Origin of the sequence: Vagococcus sp. AM17-17 (assembly GCF_003471765.1) — a bacterium.
GTDB lineage: Bacteria > Bacillota > Bacilli > Lactobacillales > Vagococcaceae > Vagococcus > Vagococcus teuberi.
Window position 1 is genome coordinate 346,848 of record NZ_QRJY01000002.1, and the last position, 17,889, is coordinate 364,736.

At 35.1% G+C, this 17,889-nt stretch carries 16 protein-coding genes; 3 read left to right on the forward strand and 13 right to left on the reverse strand.

The window, feature by feature from the left end; genetic code table 11:
• Position 1: 1 nt before the first annotated feature.
• The 3 genes from DW196_RS05515 to DW196_RS05525 form a co-directional block, all read right to left on the reverse strand.
• A complete protein-coding gene (locus DW196_RS05515; protein ID WP_118250546.1) occupies positions 2-3,133 on the reverse strand; it encodes an AAA family ATPase in 3,132 nt (1,043 codons plus the stop codon).
• 10 nt (positions 3,134-3,143) lie between these two features.
• Positions 3,144-4,277, reverse strand: a complete 1,134-nt coding sequence (locus tag DW196_RS05520) for an exonuclease SbcCD subunit D (RefSeq protein ID WP_118250547.1) — start codon at positions 4,275-4,277, stop codon at positions 3,144-3,146.
• Positions 4,278-4,876: 599 nt separating this feature from the next.
• On the reverse strand, positions 4,877-5,515 hold the full coding sequence (locus DW196_RS05525) for a 1-acyl-sn-glycerol-3-phosphate acyltransferase (RefSeq protein WP_071457689.1): 639 nt from the start codon (positions 5,513-5,515) through the stop codon (positions 4,877-4,879).
• Positions 5,516-5,646: 131 nt separating this feature from the next.
• Here DW196_RS05525 and DW196_RS05530 point away from each other — a divergent pair, with 131 nt between their 5' ends.
• Positions 5,647-6,390 carry a tRNA1(Val) (adenine(37)-N6)-methyltransferase gene (locus DW196_RS05530; protein WP_071457690.1) on the forward strand — a complete coding sequence of 248 codons (744 nt, stop codon included), beginning with the start codon at positions 5,647-5,649 and terminating at the stop codon, positions 6,388-6,390.
• Positions 6,377-6,640, forward strand: a complete 264-nt coding sequence (locus DW196_RS05535) for a GIY-YIG nuclease family protein (RefSeq protein WP_071457691.1) — start codon at positions 6,377-6,379, stop codon at positions 6,638-6,640. The genes DW196_RS05530 and DW196_RS05535 overlap by 14 nt, the downstream gene beginning before the upstream one ends.
• A 220-nt stretch (positions 6,641-6,860) precedes the next feature.
• Here DW196_RS05535 and acpP read toward each other — a convergent pair whose 3' ends face one another.
• The 5 genes from acpP to DW196_RS05560 all read right to left on the reverse strand — a co-directional run bounded on the left by acpP (position 6,861) and on the right by DW196_RS05560 (position 12,398).
• A complete protein-coding gene (gene acpP, locus DW196_RS05540; protein ID WP_118250548.1) occupies positions 6,861-7,100 on the reverse strand; it encodes an acyl carrier protein in 240 nt (79 codons plus the stop codon).
• A gap of 66 nt (positions 7,101-7,166) precedes the next feature.
• Complete coding sequence (plsX, locus tag DW196_RS05545; RefSeq protein WP_118250549.1) at positions 7,167-8,171, reverse strand: phosphate acyltransferase PlsX; 1,005 nt, start codon at positions 8,169-8,171, stop codon at positions 7,167-7,169.
• A 45-nt stretch (positions 8,172-8,216) separates the two neighbouring features.
• Positions 8,217-10,256 carry an ATP-dependent DNA helicase RecG gene (gene recG / locus DW196_RS05550; RefSeq protein ID WP_118250550.1) on the reverse strand — a complete coding sequence of 680 codons (2,040 nt, stop codon included), beginning with the start codon at positions 10,254-10,256 and terminating at the stop codon, positions 8,217-8,219.
• Between the two features lie 57 nt (positions 10,257-10,313).
• Positions 10,314-11,990: a DAK2 domain-containing protein gene (locus DW196_RS05555; protein ID WP_118250551.1), complete on the reverse strand. Its 1,677-nt coding sequence runs from the start codon at positions 11,988-11,990 to the stop codon at positions 10,314-10,316.
• A gap of 45 nt (positions 11,991-12,035) precedes the next feature.
• On the reverse strand, positions 12,036-12,398 hold the full coding sequence (locus tag DW196_RS05560) for an Asp23/Gls24 family envelope stress response protein (protein WP_071456054.1): 363 nt from the start codon (positions 12,396-12,398) through the stop codon (positions 12,036-12,038).
• Positions 12,399-12,616: 218 nt separating this feature from the next.
• Here DW196_RS05560 and rpmB point away from each other — a divergent pair, with 218 nt between their 5' ends.
• The gene (gene rpmB / locus DW196_RS05565; RefSeq protein WP_071456053.1) at positions 12,617-12,805 is read left to right on the forward strand and encodes a 50S ribosomal protein L28; all 189 of its coding nucleotides are present in this window, start codon (positions 12,617-12,619) and stop codon (positions 12,803-12,805) included.
• 44 nt (positions 12,806-12,849) lie between these two features.
• Here rpmB and DW196_RS05570 read toward each other — a convergent pair whose 3' ends face one another.
• The 5 genes from DW196_RS05570 to DW196_RS05590 form a co-directional block, all read right to left on the reverse strand.
• Positions 12,850-13,500, reverse strand: a complete 651-nt coding sequence (locus DW196_RS05570; protein WP_118250552.1) for a thiamine diphosphokinase — start codon at positions 13,498-13,500, stop codon at positions 12,850-12,852.
• Positions 13,500-14,153: a ribulose-phosphate 3-epimerase gene (gene rpe, locus DW196_RS05575; protein WP_233541921.1), complete on the reverse strand. Its 654-nt coding sequence runs from the start codon at positions 14,151-14,153 to the stop codon at positions 13,500-13,502. Before rpe ends, DW196_RS05570 begins: the two co-directional genes overlap by 1 nt.
• Before the next feature lie 16 nt (positions 14,154-14,169).
• Positions 14,170-15,054 carry a ribosome small subunit-dependent GTPase A gene (gene rsgA / locus DW196_RS05580; protein WP_118250553.1) on the reverse strand — a complete coding sequence of 295 codons (885 nt, stop codon included), beginning with the start codon at positions 15,052-15,054 and terminating at the stop codon, positions 14,170-14,172.
• 178 nt (positions 15,055-15,232) lie between these two features.
• Positions 15,233-17,128 carry a Stk1 family PASTA domain-containing Ser/Thr kinase gene (pknB, locus tag DW196_RS05585; protein WP_118250554.1) on the reverse strand — a complete coding sequence of 632 codons (1,896 nt, stop codon included), beginning with the start codon at positions 17,126-17,128 and terminating at the stop codon, positions 15,233-15,235.
• A complete protein-coding gene (locus tag DW196_RS05590; protein WP_071456048.1) occupies positions 17,125-17,877 on the reverse strand; it encodes a Stp1/IreP family PP2C-type Ser/Thr phosphatase in 753 nt (250 codons plus the stop codon). The genes pknB and DW196_RS05590 overlap by 4 nt, the downstream gene beginning before the upstream one ends.
• Between the last annotated feature and the right edge of the window lie 12 nt (positions 17,878-17,889).

A 17,889-nucleotide genomic window follows, 5' to 3' on the forward strand; every position in this document is an offset into this window, starting at 1 on the left:
CTTACGTGAATTCTAGCTGTGGTGTCGCATGACTTCGATTGTCTTTAGACACGGATATTTTTAATTGTTGCGGGATTCTTTCTTTTAATTCATTAACATGAGAAATAATGCCAATCAATCGATTACTCTCACCCATTGTTTCAAGCGCACGAATCGCTGTTTCAAGTGCCTCCTCATCTAGCGAGCCAAACCCTTCGTCAACAAACATCGCATCAATTTTCACACCGCCTGCTTCACTTTGAATCACTTCAGCTAGTGCCAATGCTAATGTAAGAGACGCAATAAAACTCTCGCCACCTGACAGAGTATTGACTCCTCTTAGTTGCCCTACATTGTCATCAAAAATATCAATTTCTAAACCTGTTTTTTTCTTCGAGGATTGTTTAGCATCTCTTAATGCAAAGGTATATCGACCTCGTGTGAGTTTTTTCAATGTGTGGTTTGCAACGGCCAAAATTTTACGCAGATAGCTTTGCAACACATATCGCTCAATGCTTAATTTATTGTCACTATCTCCATTTAACACATCTGATAACACACTCAGCTCATGTAATACTCGCATATCTTCTTTGATATCTGTCATCAATGTCTGAATCGTTTGAATTGTTTTATTGTTATTCTCCAATTTAATTTCTTGTTGACGTTTATCATCTACCACTTGTTCATACTTTTGGTTTGCTACTTGGTATAGTTTCTCTAATTTTGTTAAATCTGGTTTGTCTGCTTCTTTCGTTTTATCTTTCAAGCTCGATAACGTTTCTTTTAATGAGTAAATTTCTTTTTCAAATTGAGCAATGGTTTCTTCATACCTTACTTTATTTTCTTTATCGGCTAAGATAGTTTGAAGCATCTCTTCATCCCACTGATAATCAAATAAAAAGGCTGTTTTACTTTTTTCAAGTTCGGTTAATTCGTTTTGTAGGACTTGTTTATTATGTTCTAATTCCTCTAGCCTTGTTTGTAATTTCGTTTTATCAGTCATCATCTCAGATAATGATTTGTCACATTGTTTGCTTTCTTCATACCAAGTATCAATTTGTTGCTTGATTGTTTGTTGTTCTTTTTTTGCTTCTTCAAAAGAAGTAACATCTGTTCCTATACGTTTTTTCAACTCATCATTACTATGTTGACACAATCGTTTTTCTTCTTTGATTTGTTGGATAGTAGTCTGACTTTCACTTCGTTTTTTATCAAGCTGACCTAACTCAGCTTTAAATTGTTCCAACTCTGTTTGTTTGGCTTCAAGTTCTGTTAGCTGTTTTGTATAATCACTCACTTGTTGAGTGGTTATTTTAACTTGTTTAGTCACTGTTTCTAACCAATGTGTCTTATCTATCTCTACCATATTAGTTGATATTTTCTCTGATAAACTGGTTTGTTTGGATACTAAACTAGTTACCTTATCTTGTGTCGCATCTTTTTGTGCTTGTAGATGACTGATATCTTGAACTAACTGCTCTTCTTTTGTTGTAAGACATTCTATTTCCTGTTCTAAGACATCAAATTCTTCTTTGGATAGTTGTGTTACATGAGCAGGTTCTGGATGGTCAATCGCGCCACAAACTGGACAAGGTTCACCGTCTATCAAATCTAAACTCAATCTAGCAATTTGACCTCGTGCCCACGAATCTTTTTTCTCTGCTAATTTAAGCTTTAAGTCCCCTAATTCTTTTTGTCGTAACAACAGTGTCTCTTCATGTTTTTCATACTCTTTTTTTAAAGACTCTTCTTCACCAAGATAAGTTTGAAAAGATGTCACATCGTCTAATAATGCTGTTTCTTTCACTTGTTTTTCTTTTAAGTTAGTCAGTTCCTTGTATAAAGAAGGAATAGTATCTACTGCTTGTTGCAACTCATCTTGGTTTTGTTTTGCGTTTTCAACATGTGTTTCAAGCTCTTTTAATTCAACTGCTTGTTTTTCTTCTTCTGTGACTAACTCTGCTAGTTTTTTAGCTAACTGTGCTTCTTCTTCAAATAATGGCAGACGTTCTTCTAATTTCACCAAATAAGTTTCAAGCTCTTTTATCGTTGTTTCTTGATTATCTAGTGCTTTTTTCTTATCAACTAATTCCAAGTGATGTTTTTCTACCTCGTGAAGTTCTGTTTTGGTTATCGTTTGTTGTTGCACTTGTTCATCTAGCTTTGTCTGAGAAGTGCTGATATCAATCAGTACTTTTTCTAATGGTTCTAATTGAGAAAAACGTGTCATACGTTGTTTCAAGTCATTGATTTTCTCTGTTTCAAGCAATCGTTTCTCTAGCATTTTTTCGGTTTCATCTTTTTCGACAAATAATTTTTCTAACGCTCGAGCTACTTCTAATCCAGCAAGTTGGTCATCCCGTTCTTTCTTAACTAACGTCACGTTATCATTTAAATCAGCAATGTGTTGCTCTTTTTTTTGTTTTTGTTCATCATATAACGCTAATTTTTCTTCGATTGTCCTATCACCTGACACAGTTTCTAGGAACTCTTCATCCCATTCGACTTGTTCAAAGAGCGTTTGTAATTTTTGTTGTTCTTTCTTTAACTCATTAGAATGCTCTTTTTTCTTATCTTTAAGCTTTCTAGCGATTTCTTGATACTTAGAAGTATCAAATAACTGGCGTAAGACAGCTTCTTTATTGTCACTATCAGATTGTAGAAACCGTTGAAAATCACCTTGTGGCAACATCACGATTTGCGAAAATTGTTTTGCACTAAGTTGTAATAACTCTTGGATATGAATGTTAACATCCATTTGTTTGGTATACTGTGCTTCTTCTTTCCCATCTTCATCAAAAATTGTCAAAACTGATTTGGCTTTTTCTAATTTTTCTCCCTCACCACGTAACCTTCTACGTAATTGCTCCGGCTCACGAACGATATGATACGTTTTTTTGTCATGTTCAAACACAAATGTTACGCGTGTCACATCATCAATCGTCGAAAAATTTGACCGCATTTCTTTTGCTTCACGAGAATCACCTGATGTGTTTCCATATAATGCATAACTCATCGCATCAAAAAGTGTTGTCTTCCCAGAACCTGTTTTACCTGAAATTAAAAACAATGATTGTGCGTAAAAAGAAGAAAAATCAATCGTCTCATCTTCATATGGTCCAAAATATTCTAACGTTAATGTTAAAGGCTTCATGATTTCCCTCCTATTTTTCTTTCTCTACATCAATCAATGCTTCTTCTAACCATTCATGTTGCTTTGTGGTTAGAGCTTCATCGGTCACGTCTTCAAAGTAGTTTGCGATGACTTCTTTTGGGGAGACTTTTTTTATCTCGATATCGTCATAGCGCTCATCCGTGATATCTTTTTGTTCGCTGATACGTTCTAAACTAATCATTCGTGGATAAATTTGTCTAAGTTCTGATAAAGCATTTGGCACACTTGTTTTATCAGTTAACTCAACTGCAATATAATTTTCACGATTTACGTCTTGATAGAACTCATAATCTGTTAATTCTGAAAATTCGCCGCGTAAAAGGACAACATCTCGTAAAGAGGCTATTGGAATAAACTGACTTTCTACGCCATCATCTTTTAGTGTCACTACACGGACACCTTTATCCTGATTTCTCTCAGATAATGAGTATTTCAATAATGACCCACTGTATTTAATCGATGCTTGATTATTCAATGCATTTTTATCATGCAAATGCCCTAATGCCACATAGTCAAACAGATTAAACATATCAGCTGGCACACTAGAAAGCCCTCCTACTTCAAGTGGTGTCTCAGATTCACTTTTACACGCGCCAGTCACAAAAAAGTGGCTAACTAGCACATGGTATTTATCTGGTAAAAAGAATGATTTTGCTTCTGTCATAAGACGTTCCATAACAAGTGGAATAGTTACTAGCGTATTATCATTAAAATACAATCTTGCATGAACTGGCTCAATGTAAGGCAGTAAAAAGAACTGTGTATCACCTACCACAATAGGAGAGAAAAATTGTTCCAACTGTGTGTATAAATAAAATTGTTCTTTTTCTAGCCAAGGAGATCCTGTTGATAATCTTGTCGCACTGTCATGATTGCCTGAAATGGCTAAGACAGGAAATTTATGCACCAGATTCATCTCAATCATCATCGTATTTAACAACTCAACTGCCTCAACAGACGGCATCGAGCGATCGTATAAATCTCCTGCGACAACAATCGCATCAACATCTTGTTCTGTCGCAACCTGTAGCATTTTTTCAAATGCATCTCGTTGTTCTTCTAGTAGACTGAATCCATTTAATTTACGTCCTATATGCCAATCAGCTGTATGTAAAAATTTCATCGTATTCCTCCAAAAAGGTCTTCTCTCCATTATAACAAACTTTAATCAGTTTGTTTAATGGATTCCTTATCTTGACCTACTTACTTTTTTAACGAAAAATTTTTCTCACATTTCATAAATTCTACAGACTTTTTTAAGCTAAATTTAAGAGGATCACGTTAAACTATGTTTATAGTTAATTAATACAACTTAATTATGTTGTGGGTGAACGAGGTGTTTTGACTCATTGAGATTTAACAGACAGTTCATTCTCTATCCTTTGAGGTGTAGGTTCGAATCCTACCATCCACGTTATTTCTTTTCCCCCAAAAAGAAATAAATAGCTAAATAACTTTTTTATTTTTTCCTTCCTTCTCTCATCATTTTATGGTGAGAGTTTTTTATTTTTTACGATCATATTAGTCTTATTTTAGTATTTCTGTTAACTTCTTTGTATACAGATTTTTGAACAAAACTACTATGACCTTACAAATAATAACCTATTAGTTAAGAACACAACCTCTAATTTTTATTCATTTAATATTTAAATATGCCCATCAAACGTGATGTTGCATTAACTACATGTCAACAATAAAAAATAAAAACCCTTAGAATAATTTCTAAGAGTCTATTTTTTCTTTTTTAACTGGTGGCACATAAACGAAATCTGGATTGACTTGATAATCTAATTGATTAAATGCTTCTTGCATACGTCTTTCCACTTCTGCAATGCCATCTTTGTCCATTTTTTTAATATCTGAGATATCAATTGGCGTTCCATACGCAACTGTCACACGACGTTTTGTAAACAATCCACCGAATGTCAATGGTCCTTGGTACACAGCTGGAATAATATCAACTTTCCCCATTTTTGCGATAAGTGCCGCACCACCTTTTAGTTCTTCAGAGTAACGACTGCCACTAGGAAAGACCATGACGCTTAAATCAGTGTTTTTCAACGTTTTAACTGGTGTTTTAATCACACTAGGGCCAGGATTATCACGATCCACAGGAAAAGCATGACATTTTTTCAAAATATAAGATAAGATCGGATTTTTAAATAATTCTTTTTTTGCCATAAAAGCAAATTTTTTCGGCCAAGCTCCCATAGCAAAGTACAATGGTTCAAACCATGTTCTATGTGGGCTGACTAGGACATAATTTCTATCTTTTGGTAGATTGTCTTTACCAACAAATCTTGAGTTGGTATTGATGACAAACGTTAAAAATCGAACAACCGCTAAAAGTACTCGATACATTTTTTTCATCCTTTACATTAAATTCCCTATCAGTATGCCGAATTAAATCAAAACTTGCAAGTTTTTCTTATTCTATTTTTATGTAACTTTGATATAATGTACAAATGATATCAAAGGATGTGACTTAATTGATGACAAAACTCAATCCAGGTGAACGCATTGACCAACTGCTATCACAAGACATACAAATCATTCAAAGCTCTGATGTGTTTTCATTCTCGCTAGATGCTGTATTATTAGCTCATTTTGCCTCGATTCCTAAAAGAGGGGCTATCGTCGACTTTTGCGCTGGAAATGGTGCTATCGGCTTATTTATGCACCCTAGAACACACGCAACAATTACTGGCGTTGAACTACAAGAAAAGCTCTATGATATGGCGAAACGCAGTATCGAATTAAACCAGTTTAACGACTCAATGACCATGATTCATGCTGATGTTAAAAACATCACGCAATTTATAAAACCCGATTCAGTGGATTTTATCACATGCAATCCACCTTACTTTAAAGAAGCGCCAAATAGTAAAAAAAACCCTAATCCTTATTTAGCGATTGCTCGTCATGAAATTCATTTAGGAATTGATGATGTGTTTCAACAAGCCTCTAAGCTATTAAAAATGAATGGAAAAATTGCGATGGTACACAGACCTGATCGTTTGATTGATATTTTACATAGTATGGAAAAAAATCGTATTGCGCCAAAACGAATCCAATTTGTCTATCCCAAAACGAATAAAGAAGCCAATACATTACTCATTGAAGGAATTAAAGATGGGAAAACAGATGGATTAAGAATTCTTCCTCCTCTTTATGTTTATGGTGAGGATAATGAGTATTTACCAGAGATTAAGGAGATGCTTCATGGCACAAGTTAAACATCACTATTTTTACGTATTATTATGTGCTGACAATACTTTTTATGCTGGTTATACCACAAACTTAGAAAGACGACTAGCTGAGCATAACTCTGGTAAAGGCGCAAAATATACTAGACTAAAAAAAAGACGACCAGCAAAAATGATTCATCATGAAGTATTTGAAACAAAAAGTGAAGCCATGCAAAAAGAATATGCCTTTAAACAATTAACACGTCTTAAAAAAGAAACCTATTTAGCCGATAATTAATCGAATTTTATTCAAACAATTGCACACATGTCTTCATATTTATTTCATAGATAAGAGTTATTATTCTTTGTGTAGTAACAAACAACCCTACAATTTTTTTACTTTATTTACTCCCCCAAAGTAAATAAAACAACTCCTTTTTTCTACCAGTCATGTGGCTGGTAGTTTTTTTGTTTTATGGTAATAAAAAAGAGTACCACTTTATGTGATACTCTACCTATTATTGGTTTGCAACGATATAATCAACTGCTGCGCCAACTGTTTCAATTTTTTCTGCATCTTCATCAGAAATTTCTGCATCAAAGACATCTTCTAATTCTAAAACAAATTCCATAATGCTAATTGAATCTGCATCTAAATCTTCTTTGATATTTGTTGTTTCAGTCACTTTATCTTCATCTACTTCAAAGTGTTCAACGATAATTGATTGGATTTTACCAAATACTTCATCTCTAGACATGTAAGTTCCTCCTTTTATTAAGCCACTCACTCTACTTAGTATTTTACTTGTAAATGCTTTTTTTGTCTATGCTTGATGCTCATCAAAATAAGCAACTAAATTATTTACTACATCTTTTTCAAGCATCGTATGGATTTGTCTAATTGTGTGTCTCACCGCATCTGGTCCTGTTGAGCCATGTGTTTTAACAACAGGTGCTTTGACACCAAACAAGACAGCTCCGCCATGATTTGAGTAGTCCATTTTTTGTTTTAATTCTTTTAAGCTATCTTTTAATAGCAATGCGCCCATTTTGCCTTTTAATCCACTATCTAAAATTGATGATTTTAAATTACTCATAATGGCTTGAGCTGTTCCTTCAATGGATTTTAACACGGCATTTCCAGTAAACCCATCTGTCACAACCACATCTGCGACACCATTAAATAAATCTCTTGCTTCAACATTTCCAACAAAATTTAAACTTGGTTCTTCTTTTAATAATTCAAATGCTTTTTTCGTTAGCTCGCTTCCTTTAGTATCTTCCGTCCCATTGTTTAAAAGACCGACACGAGGATTTTTCACGCCACGAACTTGACTAGCATAATAAGAAGCTAAGATACCATATGTTAACAAATGTTCCGGCTTATTATCAGCGTTTGCTCCCATATCAATAAAATCAAATCCAGCCCCTTTTTCACCTGTAAAAACTGGCATCGTTGTCATCAGTCCAGGGCGTTCAACTTGTTTGATACGTCCCACAACAAATAACCCAGCTGCTAAAAGAGCACCTGTATTACCTGCAGAAAACAACGCGTCTGCTTGTTTTTCTTTAACAGCTTGAGCAGCTAAGACCATTGAGGATTGTTTTTTTCGTCGAATCGCTTTAACTGGCTCATCATCGCTTTCGATTTTTTCATCTGTGTGAATAATCGTAATATTTTTATCGTCTGTCACATATTCTTTAATCGCTGATTCTTTTCCAAATAATAAAAATTCAATATCTGGAAAATCTTTTTTGGCTAACATCACACCTTCAACAATGGCTTTTGGTGCGTTGTCTCCGCCCATAGCATCTACGGCTATTTTCATGATAAGATTCCTCACTTTTTTACAATTTAGGTTTATTATAGCATGTTAATCTAAATGATTTAATTGATATGTCGTGCTCTTGATACTATTAGCTAACGGTGCAAACGATTTATCATGTATCCACTCAGGCGTTTTCCAAAGACTGATGGCTTCTTCCCTTGCTGTTTCCAACATAATAAAATCAGCTACCATATCCCCCACTTTAAATTCAGGTAGACCAGATTGTTTGGCGCCGAAAAAGTCTCCAGGACCTCGCATTTCCAAATCTTTTTGACTCAATACAAAACCATCTGTCGTTTCAGTCATGATTTTCATTCGCTCTTTACCTTGTTCACTCTTTGGATTAGCTATCAACACACAATAAGACGCTTTTTGCCCACGTCCAACACGTCCACGCAACTGATGAAGCTGGGCTAAACCAAAACGGTCTGCATCAATAATAACCATCATGGTAGCATTCGGGACATTTACTCCAACTTCAATAACAGTTGTTGAAACCAATACTTGTGTGTCGTTGTCTTTGAACTTTTGCATGATGGCGTCTTTTTCATCAGCCTTCATCTTGCCATGTAATAAATCAACATGATACGTCGGAGAGAAAAAGGCAGATAAGTGCTCGTAAATTTCCGTTGCATTTTTCACATCTAACATCTCTGACTCTTCAATCAACGGACAAATCACATATGCTTGTTGCCCTTGTTTTAGTAACTCACGCATAGTTTCTAAAATACTATCCAATTGTTTTGGCAAGGCCCAACGTGTTTCGATGGGTTTTCGTCCGGCTGGTAACTCATCAATAATCGAAACATCCATTTCGCCATAAGTTGTGATGGCCAACGTTCTAGGAATTGGTGTCGCTGTCATAAACAACACATCTGGATGATTGCCTTTTTCTCGTAATATTTTTCGCTGATTCACACCAAAACGATGTTGCTCATCTGTGATGACAAGACCTAAATTTTTGAATTGAACTTCTTCTTGGATTAAGGCATGTGTCCCAACTAAAATATCAATTTCACCTTCTGCTAGTTCAGCTAATATTTGACGACGTGCTTTCGCTTTTGTCGAACCAGTTAATAACGCTACTCTAACTGGTGTATTTTCAAACAATTCACTTAGACTTTCCATATGTTGTTCTGCTAAAATTTCTGTTGGCACCATTAATGCTCCTTGATAGGATGCCGTGTAAGCGGCAAATAAAGCAAGTGCTGCTACCATTGTTTTTCCACTCCCTACATCTCCTTGCAGTAAGCGATGCATGTGATAGGGACTTCTCATGTCAGCACAAATTTCGTTGACAACTCGTTTTTGAGCATTCGTTAATTCAAACGGTAACGTCTTAATAAACTGTTTCAATTCATCCACATCATATAAAATAGGATTACTATGTTCTTTGGCTGTTTCTTCTTCTTTTAGTTGAATCATCTTTAATTGGAATAAGAAAAATTCTTCAAAAGCTAATCGCCTTTTTGCTAAACGATTTTCTTCAATTGATTCTGGAAAATGCATGGCTCTAACAGCTTGTTGTTTAGGCATCAGCTTATATTTGTCCAATAAATAATCTGGTAAGTTTTCTTCAACCAACTCACCGTACCCTTCAAACCCCTGTTTAATCAGTTGAACCAGTGTTTGTTGTTTGATATGTTTATTCACACTATATATGGGAGTAAACTCTTCTTCTTGCTGCTGTGTCGCCATTATTTTTAGACCTGTTAACGACTTTCTCTTTGCGTCCCATTTACCAAAAACTGCAATTTCCTCTGACGAACGAATTTTATTTTTTAAAAAGGGTTGATTGAAAAACGTCACAGTTATAACAGCCTGCTCCACCATCATTCGAAAAACTAAACGGCTTTTTTTATGCCCATAGTAATTGACTACCCCATCAGAAATGGCAATACCTTTTAAGACTACTTTTTCTTGATCACTAATTTCTTCTAACTTTTTTTCTTGGATATCGTCATAGCGAAACGGATAATGTGTCAGTAAATCATTAATCGTTTCTATGTGTAATGTTTTGAGTGTCTCCACACGCTTTGGGCCAACACCACTAAGTGTCGCGACACTATCACTTAACTGTTTCACTTTGACTCCTCCTTTTTAACTGTAAAAAAAGTCAAACCAATGTTTGACTTTTTTATCTTATTCAGCTGCAAATAGATATGGATAAACTGGTTGATCTCCTTGATGAATCTCAACTTCTAAATCACTATCCATTTCAAGCAACGCTTCTTCTAATAATGATGCTTCTTCACTTGTTCCATCTTCACCAATTAAGATTGTCACAATTTCAGTGTCATCATCAATCATTTGTTTTAATGTTTCTAAACTTGCATCAAAACGACTTGGCATTGATACCACAATTTTTCCTTCAACCATTCCCAAGTTATCGTCTTTTTTAATTTCAACGCCATCAATGCTTGTGTCACGAACAGCCGTTGTGACTTGACCGCTTGTTACACCTTCAAGCATTTCTAACATATTTTTTTGGTTTTCTTCAAGTGATACTTGATCATTAAATCCTAATAGTGCCGTCATTCCTTGAGAAATTGTTTTCGATGGAATCACGATCGTTGGCACATCACTCACTTCAGCGGCTTGATCAGCTGCCATGAAGATATTTTTATTATTAGGTAAGATAATCACGTTCTCAGCGTTCACTGATTGGATTGCTAACATAATATCTTCTGTGCTTGGATTCATTGTTTGTCCACCACTAATCACGTGATTAACACCCATGCTACTAAACAAGTCTTGAACCCCTTTACCAGCAGCAATTGAAATAATACCATAAGGTACTTTTTCTTTTGGTTCTTCTACAGCTGGTACACTTGGAGTATCAAGTAATGATTCATGTTGCAAGCGCATATTATCCACTTTAATTTTGATTAATGAACCGAATTTTTGACCATAATTCATGACTTCACCAGGTTGCTCTGTATGAACATGAACTTTGATGATTTCATCATCGGCTACAACTAATAATGAATCACCAATTTCATTTAAGTAATTTCTAAATGTGTCATAATCAAACGTACTATCAACTGTTGGTCCTTCACCAATTTTTACCATGATTTCTGTACAGTAACCAAATTTAATGTCTTCAGTTGACATATGGCTTTGAACACTGCGATGATGTTCAGCATTAACCATCTCTTCCATTTGAGCTGGTGATGGTTGATAAATTTCACTTTCAACTACTTTGCCAGATAAAGACTCAACGAAACCTTCATAGATAAAAACAAGTCCTTGTCCACCACTATCGACAACGCCAACTTCTTTTAAGACAGGCAACATTTCAGGTGTTTTAGCTAACGCTTTTTTAGCACCTTTAAGAGCAGCTTCCATGACTTCTAATGCATCATCACTCTCTTTTGCTTTTTTCTCAGCGGCAATCGCAGCACCTCTAGAGACAGTTAAAATTGTTCCTTCAACAGGTTTCATCACTGCTTTATACGCAACTTCTACACCATTTTTAAACGCATCTGCTAAGTCTTGTGCGTTTAATTCTTCTTTATCTTCAATTTTTTTTGAGAATCCTCTAAATAATTGTGACAAGATAACGCCAGAATTTCCACGAGCACCCATTAAAAGGCCTTTAGATAAGATTGCGGCTAATTCTCCAACATGTTCCGTTGTTGCCTCTCTAACAGCTTTTGCTCCACTAGTCATCGATAAATCCATATTTGTTCCCGTATCACCATCTGGTACAGGGAAAACATTTAAAGAATTGACAAATTCTGCGTTTTGGTTCAGTCTGTTGGCGCCGACTTGTACCATTGCTTGAAATTGCCCTCCGTTGATTGCTTTTAGTTCCACTAAAATGTTCCTCCTCATATGTTTAACACTTAATAGCACATGATTTTATTCAGGTTGCACACGCACGCCTTGAATAAAAACATTTACTGAATTTGCAACAACGCCAAGCATTGTTTCAAGATTGTATTTGACTTTTTCTTGCACATTACGACTTACTTCAGAAATTTTTGTCCCGTAGCTTACCATAATGTACACATCTACTGCTACACCGTTTTCTTCTTGGCGTACTACTACCCCACGAGAATAGTTTTCTTTACCTAAAATATCATTTAAATTGTCTTTAATTTGATTTTTGCTTGCCATACCAACGATCCCGTAAATATCTGTGGCAGCACCACCGACAACTGTTGCTATAACATCATTTGAAATTTCAATGGTTCCAGCTTGTGTTTTAATTTTTACAGCCATTTTACTACCTCCTCAAAGTCAGTATTACCCATTATCATTCTTTAGTTTATCATAAAGACGATTTTTATTAAAGAATAATTATCTTTAAACGCTTATAACATCACTCTTATTGTAACTTTATCATATTTTTTATTGCTTTTTGTTTCTTTTTATGATAAATTATTTTAGTATGATTAATAGAATCGTAAAAATGCCAGCAAAGCAAAGGAGGGAATATCATGGCAAAACAATGTTATATAACTGGTCGTAAAGCAAGAACTGGTAACAACCGTTCTCACGCAATGAACGCATCTAAACGTACTTGGGGAGCTAATCTTCAAAAAGTTCGTATTTTAGTTGACGGTAAACCAAAAAAAGTTTGGGTTTCTGCTCGTGCTTTGAAATCTGGTAAAGTTGAACGCGTTTAATAAAATAGATATTAAAAAAGCAACCTAACTAGAGGCTGCTTTTTTTATTTGTCTTTAGATTGAATGACACACATGATGCCACTTGAAAATGAAAACCTTGTTGTTTTACCAACGAATTCATTACTTGCATAGGAAGTTGGTTGCATCACATCAACAGCATCTAAACGATACTTCGCATCATATAAAGATAAATGTGTCATAGGTGTTAAACAAACATATGCTAAATATTTTTTATCTGGCTCTTTTTCAATCGTATAATCTCCTGGCAGAAAATAAGAAATCGTATTTTGATTGTCTTTTATCACAAGCCTTGTAGTGACTGATTTAAAGCGATCTTGCAATGGCAACCATAGATTAGCTAGAAAATGATCTATTCGCCCACCAGTGCCACCTATTAGGATGATTTTAGCGTCTTCTGATAGTTCACTAGCGACAGAAATACCAATTTCAGTATCCGTTTCATCTTTTTCAGCTGGGTATTGTGTCACTTTTTCTACATGTTCTTTAACATAAGAAAGTTCTTCAGAACTTAGTGAGTCAAAATCACCTACCGCCACATCAACAGATAAGCCATGACGAACACCTTCGTAAGCTCCCCTATCAACCCCAATAATATGACTTGCTTCATCAAATATATCCATGCTTGGCCATAATGATTTATCACTACCGGCCAACACAATAACCGACTTTTTCATTACTTACCTGCTTCTTTTAATTTTTTAATCGGCTCAGCGACATCATCATATTTATAAACATATGATCCGGCCACTAACACATCTGCTCCTGCTTTGACACATTCTTTTGCAGTCTTATCATCCACGCCACCGTCAACTTCAATTTCATAAGTGTATCCATTAGCTTGTCGTAACTCTGCTAGTTCACTTACTTTATCTAAACATTCTAAGATGAATTTTTGACCACCAAATCCTGGATTAACTGTCATCACTAAGACTAAATCAACCATTGATAAAACAGGTTTAATCACTTCAACTGGTGTTCCTGGATTAATGACAACTCCAGCTTTTACGCCACTCGCTTTAATTTGTTGAATGATACGGTGTAAATGAGTCGTACTTTCAGCATGAACTGTAATAATATCAGAACCCGCTTTTACAAACTCATCAATAAAACGTTCCGGATTTACTATCATCAAGTGAACATCAAAAATTAAATCAGTCACAGGGCGAATAGATGAAATAAGTGCTGGACCGAACGTAATATTTGGAACAAATTGTCCATCCATTACATCAATGTGAATATAATCTGCTCCAGCTTTATCAACACGTTTAACATCTTCTCCCAATTTTGAAAAATCTGCGCTTAATATTGATGGTGCTATCTTTACCATAGTTTTTTCCTCACTTTTATTTATTTTTTTTATATACTGGTTTTCGGTTATTAATCTCATCATAAAATTGTAAATAGTGATCATATCGACTAGCTAATATTTCACCAGTTTCAACTCTTCTCTTCACTTCACATTTTGGTTCATGACGATGTTTGCATTCTCTAAATTTACAGTAAACTGACGCTTCAACAAATTCTGGAAAACGTTTCGGCAATTCATCTAATGTCATTTCTAAGAAATCAATCGAACTAAAACCAGGAGTATCTGCTACTAATCCGTCAAATAAATCAATCAGTTCAACATGTCTCGTTGTATGGCGACCTCGTCCCAAACTTTCGGAAATCTCTCCTACTTTTAATGATAAATCTGGTGATAATTGATTTAACAAAGTTGACTTACCTGCCCCTGATTGTCCCATAAACACCGTTAACTTATCTTTAAAAAAATCTGTTAAATCTTCTAAAGATTCTTTCTCTGCAAGTAAAACAGGGTAACCAATCTGTTCATAGTCTTTCTGGATTTCTATCATCTTTTGCTTCACATCATCACTAGCTAAGTCCATCTTCGTAACATAAATAATAGGCGCAATATCTTTTTCAGATAACGTAACCAAAAATCGATCCAATAGATTAGTAGAAAAATTAGGTTCCACACAGCTCGATACAACGACACCTTGATCAATGTTAGCAACAGGTGGTCTAACTAAATCATTTTTTCGTTCATAAACATCTAAAATATAGCCATCTGTTTCATTTGTACTTTCAAATTCTACCCAATCACCAACAAGTGGTGTAATATTTCGATTTCTAAAATTCCCTCGTGCTCGTGTTTGATAACGCTTGCCTTTATAGTCAATGTAATAAAAACCACTTAACGCTTTACAGATTTGTCCTTTAGGCATTTACTTCCTCCTTTGATAATCACATTTTTCTATGTGTTATTGTACCATATTTTTATACCCTTTTTCTTTTTTTATACAGACTTATATAGACAGAACGTACATTACACAAATACAAAAAAAGCAATTATCGACATCATTACTACGATATCAATAATCACTTTTTAATCATTCTAAATATCTATTCTTTTTTTTCTTTTGGTTCACTTTGACTTGGCTTGGTATTTCCATTATTTTGATTTTGTTGATTATTATTTTGGTTTCCTTGATTTTGATTAGTTTGATTTCCGTCTCCAGAATGGTGTGTCGTTTCAGTAGAATCTGTTGTGTCGCTTGAATGTTCTGTTGAACTACTACTTGGTTCAGCTTTCACAGGTTCAGGTCCTAATGAATAAACTACTGTAATATAATCACCTTTTTTAACCGGTGTTCCTCCAGCGGGTGTTGTGTATAGAACTTGTCCTTGTGGAACAGAGGAACTATAATCCTGTCCTTCACTTCGTAATAACAATCCTTCACTATCAATATATCTAGCTACTTGGTCTCGTGTGTATCCTGTCAAATAAGCAAGCGAAAAGCTATCCGGACCTTTACTAATAGTTAATGTAATTTTTTCATTTTCAGGAACAATTTCTGTTCCAGGTTGAATACTTTGTGACATAACATTATCTTTTTCCACATCACTAGAAGCTTCCTGTTTTTCACTAATGTTATTTTCTTTAAATCCAAATTTTATTAGCGCTTGTTTTGCTTCATTTTTTGACATTCCCTCAACATCCATCATCGAGACAGATTTTTTACCCGAACTGATATACAGAACAATTTCTCCCTTTTGCTTGATTTTAGATCCAATAGGTGGTTGTGTTTTAACAACACGTCCTTCTTCTATTTTATCATCAGAAATTGTCTCTATTTTAGGATTAACTTTAATTTTCTTTGCTTCTAATGCCTTAATCGCTTCAGACTGTGGCATGTTTTCTATATTAGGAATAGTCACCTCATCTTGCTTAGTTCCTAATGCGAATAATCCAATACCTATCACAACTAGTATACCAAGAATAGCAGCAATTGCCTTTCCTCTTTTTTTCGATCGAGGTTTGTCATTTGATGTTTCATCATTTTGACTATGTAAATCCAAATCAGATTCTTCTAATGGCATTTTTGATACGACTGGTTCAGGTTCTTTAACAGGAGTTAACATGATTGTCTCATCTGTCATAGAACTTGGTGCGTAAACTGGTTCATTTGCTCTTTCAGGGCTTAGAGAAGTACTCAAATCTGAATACATGTCATTGACTGTTTTGTATCGATCAGACACTTCTTTCGCTGTTGCATGAAGCACAACATTTTCTAATGCCTGAGGAATACTTGGATTATATTGACGGACTGATGGCACATCTTTTTGGAAGTGTTTCAATGCGATTGAAACAGCTGATTCTCCTTCAAAGGGCACCTGTCCTGTTAACAACTCATAGAGAATAATCCCTAAAGCATAAATATCTGATTGCCTAGTCGACATACCACCTCTTGCTTGTTCTGGTGATAAATAATGAACAGAACCAAGCAGTGTATTAGTTTGAGTTAAAGATGTCTCAGATAACGCGATTGCAATACCAAAATCAGTAATTTTCACATTGCCTTGTTCATCAACTAAAATATTTTGCGGCTTCAAATCTCGGTGAATAATGCCATGTTCATGGGCAAGTGAAACAGCTGACAAAATTTGTTCCATCATATAAACAACCGTATCTAATGGGATTGGGGAATAGTTACGAATATAGTGTTTTAAATCTGTTCCTCGAACATATTCCATGACAATATACTGCATGCCATTTTCTTCACCAACATCATAAACACTCACAATATTGGGATGAACCATTTCTGTCGCTGCTAGTGCTTCACGTTGAAAACGTCGAATTGCATTTTGGTCATCTTGAAAATCAAAACGCAATACTTTAATTGCAACTTCACGATTCAAAATCAGATCTCGAGCCAAATAAACATTTGCCATACCACCGCTACCAATATTACCAATTATTTCATAGCGTCCCCCTATTTTTGTTCCTATGTTTATCATGGTGTATCCTCCTGTAAGTCATCGTCAAAATCGATTATTAACACCGTAATGTTATCTGTTCCACCTGCTATATTAGCCAGTTCTATCAATTTTTCCACTCGATTTTTTAATAGTGAATCCGTCAACATAACTTCTTTAATTTCGTCATCGGTTAACATATTTGTCAATCCATCAGAGCATAGTAAAATCATGTCCTGTGGCTTAAATGAGATAAGAGAAATATCTACTTCCACTTCACCTGGTACGCCGATTGAACGAACCAAAATATTTTTCTTAGGATGATTTTGTGCCATTTCTGCTGAAATTTCACCTGTTTTTATCAATTCATTCACTAATGAATGATCATCTGTTAATTGCTTAATTTCCTCATCACGAACAATATAAGCCCGGCTATCGCCCACATGCGCTAAAATTAATTCATCTTCTAAAATAACCGTGGAAACGATGGTTGTCCCCATACCAAACATCTCTGGATTTATACTTCCTTGATCAAAAATGCGTGCATTTTCTTCTTGTATATGATCGACTAACCAATCACAGACATCATCTTTTTGAGTTAACATGGTTTCTTCCCAAACTTCGCCTAATCCAGTAACAGCAAGATAACTTGCTGTGTCTCCAGCTTGATGTCCACCCATCCCGTCAGCTACAATAGCTAACGTAATATTTTTTTTATTTTTATAGACACCAACAGTATCTTGATTATTTTTTCTCTTACGTCCTACACTCGTTTGGAATTCAATTTGCATGTTTACACTCCC

Bases quoted from the DNA above. Each gene is read 5' to 3' on its own strand.
- DW196_RS05520 (WP_118250547.1), bottom strand. From the start codon at position 4,277: ATGAAATTTTTACATACAGCTGATTGGCATATAGGACGTAAATTAAAT.
- DW196_RS05525 (WP_071457689.1), bottom strand. From the start codon at position 5,515: ATGTATCGAGTACTTTTAGCGGTTGTTCGATTTTTAACGTTTGTCATC.
- DW196_RS05590 (WP_071456048.1), bottom strand. From the start codon at position 17,877: ATGCAAATTGAATTCCAAACGAGTGTAGGACGTAAGAGAAAAAATAAT.
- plsX (WP_118250549.1), bottom strand. From the start codon at position 8,171: ATGAAAATAGCCGTAGATGCTATGGGCGGAGACAACGCACCAAAAGCC.
- DW196_RS05535 (WP_071457691.1), top strand. From the start codon at position 6,377: ATGGCACAAGTTAAACATCACTATTTTTACGTATTATTATGTGCTGAC.
- DW196_RS05570 (WP_118250552.1), bottom strand. From the start codon at position 13,500: ATGAAAAAGTCGGTTATTGTGTTGGCCGGTAGTGATAAATCATTATGG.
- DW196_RS05560 (WP_071456054.1), bottom strand. From the start codon at position 12,398: ATGGCTGTAAAAATTAAAACACAAGCTGGAACCATTGAAATTTCAAAT.
- DW196_RS05515 (WP_118250546.1), bottom strand. From the start codon at position 3,133: ATGAAGCCTTTAACATTAACGTTAGAATATTTTGGACCATATGAAGAT.
- DW196_RS05530 (WP_071457690.1), top strand. From the start codon at position 5,647: ATGACAAAACTCAATCCAGGTGAACGCATTGACCAACTGCTATCACAA.
- rpmB (WP_071456053.1), top strand. From the start codon at position 12,617: ATGGCAAAACAATGTTATATAACTGGTCGTAAAGCAAGAACTGGTAAC.
- rpe (WP_233541921.1), bottom strand. From the start codon at position 14,153: ATGGTAAAGATAGCACCATCAATATTAAGCGCAGATTTTTCAAAATTG.
- acpP (WP_118250548.1), bottom strand. From the start codon at position 7,100: ATGTCTAGAGATGAAGTATTTGGTAAAATCCAATCAATTATCGTTGAA.
- rsgA (WP_118250553.1), bottom strand. From the start codon at position 15,054: ATGCCTAAAGGACAAATCTGTAAAGCGTTAAGTGGTTTTTATTACATT.
- pknB (WP_118250554.1), bottom strand. From the start codon at position 17,128: ATGATAAACATAGGAACAAAAATAGGGGGACGCTATGAAATAATTGGT.